Genomic DNA, 7,074 nt, shown 5'->3' on the forward strand with positions numbered 1-7,074 from the left:
ACAATGCTGCCTAATTGGTGTTCACGGGTAAAAGCGCGCGGTGTCGCCGCAGAACTTTCACTTGATATAAAAGTAACACACAATACACTGCTCACCAGAGCAATTTGTGCCGATTTGTCTTATGGAACAATGAATTCCCAGAGCGAACACCGAAAACGACAGCGCAGCCGACGAGACAAGGCTATCAGAGTAACCGTCACGGGCTTCGGCGCGCTGGTATTAGTGACGCTGGTGGTGCTTATTTTCCATCTGATCAGTCAGGCGCTGCCGTTGGCCATGGTGCCGGCCCTGGAGCGTGAGCATGCCGTGCCCCTGCCTGATGGGGCAGAGGTAGTTGCCGTTGATGATTTGTTAGAAGGCCAGTCACTCATCCTCACAGGTAAGCCGTGCCAGCTGGCGTTTTATCAACTGAACGACGAGCAGTTGCAGCGTACCGCCCATTATACCCGACCGTGTTCCCATGAACTTAGTGTACTGGGTTCAGCCGGTCAGAATGTGATTGCCGATATTTCATCTGGCGGCCAGGCTCGCCTTATCACTGCCCGCAGTATTCCGCAGCCAGGCGTGTCGCTGGCGCCGGTACAGGCCGTTGGCCACAACACCCAGCCCAGTGGCCGGGCGGTGGTGTCGTTTTCTCTGCCGGATGATATGTGGCAGTCTCGTACTAAGTCGAAAGCCTGGCTTACCGAAAACTGGGCGGTGATTGGCGTGGCTGACACCCAGCAAAAACTACTGCGGTGGGTCAATCGTCACGATCCTACTCAGCGCTTCGATCAGCACTTCCCGGTAAGTGAAACCGTGGTGCCGCTAGGCGATGCCAAACAGACCCTGGTGATTAAAGATAACCTCCTGCGGTTTGATTTTCTGACCCGACCCGGGGGGTATAACGCCCGGGTAGCCGCTCCCGTTTCCTGGTGGTTCGTGCTCCCCAAACAGCGGTCCTTGTTACTGGGCAACGACCAGGGGCAAATCACCCGCTGGACACTCCGCAATAATGGCGGCGCATTGCAATTCGCCCCTACCTATACCATTGAACTGAATGCGGGCGAAACACCGGTGGACGTAACGGTACATGCCAGTAGCAATGCCATGGCCATTCTCACTTCCCAGCAACGGCTGTTATTTATAAACCGGGTAACCGGAGAGGTGGTAAGTGATTACTCACTTAAGGGTGAGGTCACCACAATAAGCTGGTATGGCGACAGAATTTACGGCGCGTCAGCCAATACCTTATACATTTGGTCGGTCGCCTATCTGTCTGGGATCACTACCTGGGATGCCTTGTTCTCTCCCCAGCAATATGAAGGTTATGCTGAGCCTGATGCAGTTTGGCAAACCACCAGCGCCTCGGATTACCAGGAGGCCAAGTTCAGTCTGACACCACTGCTTATCGGCAGTGCCAAAGCCTCCCTGCTGGCGTTGACCATTGCCTTGCCCATGTCTATTGGTGCAGCGGTCTATACGGCGTACTTTGCACGCTCCCGTATGCGCCACATACTCAAGCCCACCATAGAAATGCTGGAAGCCATCCCCAGTGTGCTGATCGGGTTTATTGCCGCGATCTGGCTGGCACCGTTGGCAGAACAGTTTTTGTTTTCATTTGCGTTTTTTCTGGTGACCGTGCCGTTAGGGCTGTTGTTGATTACCCTCATCCAGCACCGGCTGGCTGATTTGTTGCCTATAACGGTGCGGCCGGGGTCAGAAATTCTGTTCGCACTGGCCGGAATTGTGGTGCTGGGCTACATCAGTGTAATGTGGGCGCCGCAGTGGGTTAACTTACTGTTTGATACGCAGGGTGTCTCAGCGCTGGCAGAAAGTACCGGCAGCCCCATTGGCAAAACTACCGTAGTTGTTGCCATTGCATTGGGTGTCGCCATCTCGCCGAGCATTTATTCACTGGCGGAAGACGCCATCAGCGGCGTGCCTGATCATCTTAAACATGCGTCGTTCGCGCTGGGGGCTACGCGGCTGCAAACGCTGATACATGTGGTATTGCACGTAGCGCTGCCTGGTATACTGGCAGCAGTAATGCTGGGCTTTGGTCGGGCGTTTGGTGAAACTATGATTGTACTTATGGTCACCGGCAATACGCCCGTCTCCAGCTGGAGTTTGCTGGAAGGATTGCGGGCGCTTACTGCCAACCTGGCAATTGAATTACCTGAAGCCGATTTAAGCAGTGCCCATTATCAAATCCTGTTCTTCACGGCCTGTATCCTGTTTGCCTTTACCTTTGTGGTGAACACGCTGGCTGAATTGCTTCGCCAGCGCCTGCGAAGGAGTGCCTACCTTGGTTAGCTTACAGAACATGCTTACGCCCGCCCAGCGGCAGTCCTTCACCATCAGTATTACGGCCTTTCTGGCCAGTTTGCTGCTGCTGGCACTGGTCAGCATTCTGGTGCTCATTGTCGTCAGAGGCGGCGCATACTTCTGGCCATCGCCAATCTATGAGGCCGAGTTTTACAATCCCGCCACGGCCAGTAGCAAAACAGTGTATGCACAGATGCGAGTTCGTACCGAAGAGTCGGGCAGCCGGGTGTGGCAGGTGAGTTATTCCGATGCCAGTCACCCGTTTGGCACCAAAACGCTGGTGGAAGATCACCATCTGAACGACCGGGCCTTGGCCACTGAGGCTGCCCAGATTGACTTGCAGGACGGCACAACGGTATTTGCGCGTCCTAACCACCTGGTCACCGCAGGCGGAACCCGGCCTCCGTTGTCAGACTACGAAGAAAATAAGCAACAGGTCATGGCGCTGACCGAGCGTATTGAGGAAATCCGTGAGACCTATTTGTCGGGGATCCATGAGCAGCTTGCCGAACTGGATATTCGCGACGTAGAGCAAGATGCTCCGGCACGGCTGCGACTGAACGCTGAATTTGCCAAATGGCAGGGGCAGACCCGTGAACTGGAACAACAGCGCAATGCCTACCAACTGGACGTTACCTTTGCTGACGGTAGCCATCTGCAAGTGCCACTGGCAGACATTGAGCGGGTGAACCGGGTGAACCAACAATCGTGGTGGCAAAAAATACAGATGGTGACCAGCGGTATTTGGACCTTTCTCAGCGAGTCGCCGAAACAGGCCAATACCTCAGGGGGCGTATTTCCAGCTCTGTTTGGTACCGTGCTGATGGTGTTCTTGATGACAATTATTGTTACCCCTTTCGGGGTGCTGGCTGCTGTGTACTTAAGTGAATACGCACCTGACAACGCCTTCACTGCCGCGATCAGGGTGAGTGTGAGTAATATGGCCGGGGTGCCCTCAATTGTTTACGGTGTCTTCGGGCTGGGCTTCTTTGTATATACGCTGGGCGGCAACCTGGATGATTTGTTCTTTGCCGACCGACTACCCGCGCCCACCATGGGCACGCCCGGTTTATTCTGGGCAGCACTGACCATGGCCATTCTTACTTTGCCGGTGGTGATTGTGGCTACGGAGGAAGGACTGCGGCGGGTACCTGATGGCTTAAAAGCGGGCAGTTATGCACTGGGGGCCACCAAGGCAGAAACGGTGTTATACACCATATTGCCTATTGCTTCGCCGGGGATCATGACCGGTGTGATCCTGGCCATTGCCCGGGCGGCTGGCGAGGTGGCGCCACTGATGTTAGTGGGCGCCGTCAAATTTGCACCTAACCTGCCGTTGGATGGCGAGTTTCCGTACTTGCATCTCGATCGCCAGTTTATGCATTTGGGCGTGTTAATATACGATGGTGCATTTCACAGCCAGACCGACGCAAAAGGGGCATCGATGATGTTTGCCGCCTGTTTATTGTTGCTCGTGGTGGTATTCGTACTGAATATTCTGGCGGTACTGCTGCGTACCCGACTCAGAAAGCGCTACCTGTTATAAAAGAGGCCGCATGTTAAAGCTGTTTGAACACGAAACCCTGGATGTTAGCAATCTGTCTGACGCGGAAACTGCCCTTGAGGTGCAGGACCTGAATCTGTGGTTTGGCAATAAGCATGTATTGCAGGATATCAGCATGCGTATTCCCAAACACCGCATCACTGCGTTCATCGGCCAGAGCGGGTGCGGAAAGTCTACGCTGGTCAGTGCGTTCAACCGCCTGAACGATTTGTACCCGGGGTGTCGGTATCAGGGCAGTATTTATCTGGATGGCCGGGACATTAATCACAAGAAAGAAAATGTCTCGCGACTGCGTACGCAAGTGGGCATGGTGTTTCAGCGACCCAATCCGTTTCCCATGAGTATTTATGACAATGTCAGCTATGGCCTGCGCCTACAAGGTGTGCGCGGTCGGCGGCAGTTGGACGACGCCGTTGAGAGCGCACTTAAAGATGCGGCGTTGTGGGACGAGGTGAAAGACCGCTTGTTTGAAAGTGCGCAAATTCTGTCAGGCGGTCAGCAACAACGCCTGGTAATTGCCCGGGCACTGGCGCTCAAACCCGATGTATTGTTACTGGACGAGCCCACCTCAGCACTCGACCCGCTCACCACACTGTTTATTGAAGAGCTCATGGCGGGGTTAAAAAAGCGCTGCACAATTGTCATTGTCACCCACAATATGCAACAAGCGGCGCGGGTGTCAGACTACACCGCCTTTTTACATCAGGGGCGGCTCATTGAATATACTGACAGTGACACGTTATTTACTATGCCTGAGAAAAAGCAGACTGAAGACTACATTACCGGCCGGTACGGTTAAGGCCGGTAAGGGAGAATATGATGAGACAGGTTGCCATAAACACGCATATTTCCGGCAAATTCAACATGGAGCTGGAAAACCTGCGCAACTCCGTGCTGACTATGGGCGGGGAAGTGGAACAACAGCTGGTCGACACCCTTAAGGCCATTAAGCAAAACAATGCCGGGCTGGCTGAAAAAGTGATCCTGAATGACCTCAAGGTTAATTCCATGGAAATTCAGATCGATGAAGAGTGCTTGCGCATTATTGCCAAGCGCCACCCCACCGCCAGTGACTTGCGCTTAATCATGACCATTTCAAAAGCCATTACCGATATTGAGCGTATGGGCGATGAAATCGAGCGCATCGCCCGCCTGGTAACTAAAAATAAACTCCCCCCCTCTGATACCATCACCAGCAGTATGTTGCTGATAGGCGAACGGGTGGGGGCAATGATGCGGGGCACGTTTGATGCGTTTGCCCGCCAGGACGAAAGCGCCGCGTTGTCAGTTTATGATCAGGACAACCGCATCGACAGCGAATATAAAAAGCTGCTCACGTTTACCACCTCAGAAATGGAAAAGACCACCGAGGATATGCAGGACTGGCTTGAGGTATTGTGGGCACTACGCTCGCTGGAGCGTATTGGTGATCGCTGCAAAAACGTGTGCGAGTACGTGGTGTACCTCTCCAGGGGCACGGATGTGCGGCATACGCCGCTGGAGTCAATGCAGGAAAAACTCGATCTTTTATCCTAAACTGGCCGCCTACCGCTTCAAAAAGGAAAAATTTGCTGCAAATACCGCCAGCATGATGAAAGATCGATCTCAATTCGGAATTTTCGTTTAATTAGCTCTATGGCTGGAGCAACGATTACGTTATTATGCGCCGCAGCCAAGAAGAGATTAGTGCAAAAATTAAGCTATGCCTATGCAAATAAACAATTTGTTATCACACCGCTTAGTGTGCCCTTGTTGGTGCCGTCCTACGTCGCAGTCTGCGGCTCTATCCATATTGCATCGCGTATAAACCAGGAGCGATAATTCGTGGAATTTTTAGAAAGCTACGGCCTGATTCTTATTTTGCTCGCCGCCGGTGTGGGCTTCATTATGGCCTGGGGTATCGGTGCGAACGATGTAGCCAACGCTATGGGTACGTCGGTTGGTTCAAAAGCCCTGACGATCAAACAGGCAATTCTGATTGCCATGATTTTCGAGTTCGCTGGTGCCTACCTGGCTGGCGGAGAAGTTACCTCCACCATACGTAAGGGGATAATCGACCCCACGTATTTTGCCGCTGTGCCTGAGTACCTGGTGCTGGGTATGATAGCTTCCTTGCTGGCCGCGGGTATCTGGCTGGCGCTGGCGTCATGGCTGGGCTGGCCGGTATCAACCACACACTCTATTATTGGTGCCATCATTGGCTTCACGGCCACTGGCGTCAGTATGGACGCGGTCTCATGGGGCAAAGTGGGTGGCATCGTGGGTAGCTGGGTGGTCACGCCCGCGATATCCGGGATCATTGCCTATCTCATCTTTATGAGTGCACAGAAGCTCATTTTCTCTACCTCGACGCCGTTTCTGAACGCCAAACGTTACGTACCGTTTTATATGGCGCTGGCTGGCTTCGTGATGTCCCTGGTGACCATCAAGAAAGGGCTTAAGCATGTAGGTATGGAATTGAGCGCCACCAATGGTTATTTGTTGGCGATTGCGATAGCCGTAGGCCTGGGGATCCTGGGTAAATGGTTTATCGGCCGCATGAATTTTAATGCCTCGGATAATGCCGATATCCAGACCGCCAACATCGAAAAAGTCTTTGCACTGCTGATGGTCGTCACGGCGTGTTGTATGGCATTTGCCCACGGTTCGAATGACGTAGCTAATGCGATAGGTCCGTTGGCCGCAGTCGTCAGCGTAGTGAGCTCCGGCGGACAGATAAACGCCAGTGCAGATCTGGCCTGGTGGATATTGCCGTTAGGTGGTTTAGGGATTGTCGCCGGTCTGGCATTGTTCGGTCACCGGGTTATCAAAACCATCGGACAGGGGATCACTCACCTGACGCCAAGCCGCGGTTTTGCCGCCGAGCTGGCCGCAGCCTGTACCGTAGTGATTGCCTCGGGCACCGGGTTGCCTATTTCCACCACCCAGACTCTGGTGGGTGCGGTACTCGGTGTGGGCCTTGCCCGCGGCGTATCGGCGCTGAATCTGGGAATAGTGCGCAACATTGTGGTGTCGTGGATCATCACACTGCCCGCGGGGGCTATCCTGTCAGTGATCTTCTTCTTCTCACTGAAAGGCATTTTTGGCGTGTAAGCAAATACGGCAAACAAAAAAACCGGGTGAAAACCCCAATGCCAGTCAGTTAAGCTGACTGGCATTTTTCTTTTTAGGGTATTTACGAGGCAGTCCCTTCACTACCCGTG

5 protein-coding genes are annotated in these 7,074 nt (G+C 53.4%); all 5 read left to right on the forward strand.

Annotated features, from left to right (window positions below; translation table 11 throughout):
• The first annotated feature begins 129 nt into the window (after positions 1–129).
• Complete coding sequence (locus tag OCL06_RS01030) at positions 130–2,295, forward strand: ABC transporter permease subunit (protein WP_262991867.1); 2,166 nt, start codon at positions 130–132, stop codon at positions 2,293–2,295.
• Between the two features lie 10 nt (positions 2,296–2,305).
• Positions 2,306–3,853 carry a phosphate ABC transporter permease PstA gene (pstA, locus tag OCL06_RS01035; protein ID WP_262991880.1) on the forward strand — a complete coding sequence of 516 codons (1,548 nt, stop codon included), beginning with the start codon at positions 2,306–2,308 and terminating at the stop codon, positions 3,851–3,853.
• Between the two features lie 10 nt (positions 3,854–3,863).
• Positions 3,864–4,670, forward strand: a complete 807-nt coding sequence (gene pstB, locus OCL06_RS01040; protein ID WP_262991868.1) for a phosphate ABC transporter ATP-binding protein PstB — start codon at positions 3,864–3,866, stop codon at positions 4,668–4,670.
• Between the two features lie 20 nt (positions 4,671–4,690).
• On the forward strand, positions 4,691–5,407 hold the full coding sequence (gene phoU, locus OCL06_RS01045) for a phosphate signaling complex protein PhoU (RefSeq protein WP_262991882.1): 717 nt from the start codon (positions 4,691–4,693) through the stop codon (positions 5,405–5,407).
• A 288-nt stretch (positions 5,408–5,695) separates the two neighbouring features.
• Positions 5,696–6,964 carry an inorganic phosphate transporter gene (locus OCL06_RS01050; RefSeq protein WP_262991869.1) on the forward strand — a complete coding sequence of 423 codons (1,269 nt, stop codon included), beginning with the start codon at positions 5,696–5,698 and terminating at the stop codon, positions 6,962–6,964.
• Positions 6,965–7,074: the final 110 nt, after the last annotated feature.

This window comes from Alteromonas salexigens, from assembly GCF_025628895.1.
GTDB classification, from domain to species: domain Bacteria; phylum Pseudomonadota; class Gammaproteobacteria; order Enterobacterales; family Alteromonadaceae; genus Alteromonas; species Alteromonas salexigens.

Coding starts and splice junctions, on each gene's coding strand:
- pstA (WP_262991880.1), top strand. CDS start 2,306: ATGCTTACGCCCGCCCAGCGGCAGTCCTTCACCATCAGTATTACGGCC.
- phoU (WP_262991882.1), top strand. CDS start 4,691: ATGAGACAGGTTGCCATAAACACGCATATTTCCGGCAAATTCAACATG.
- OCL06_RS01030 (WP_262991867.1), top strand. CDS start 130: ATGAATTCCCAGAGCGAACACCGAAAACGACAGCGCAGCCGACGAGAC.
- pstB (WP_262991868.1), top strand. CDS start 3,864: ATGTTAAAGCTGTTTGAACACGAAACCCTGGATGTTAGCAATCTGTCT.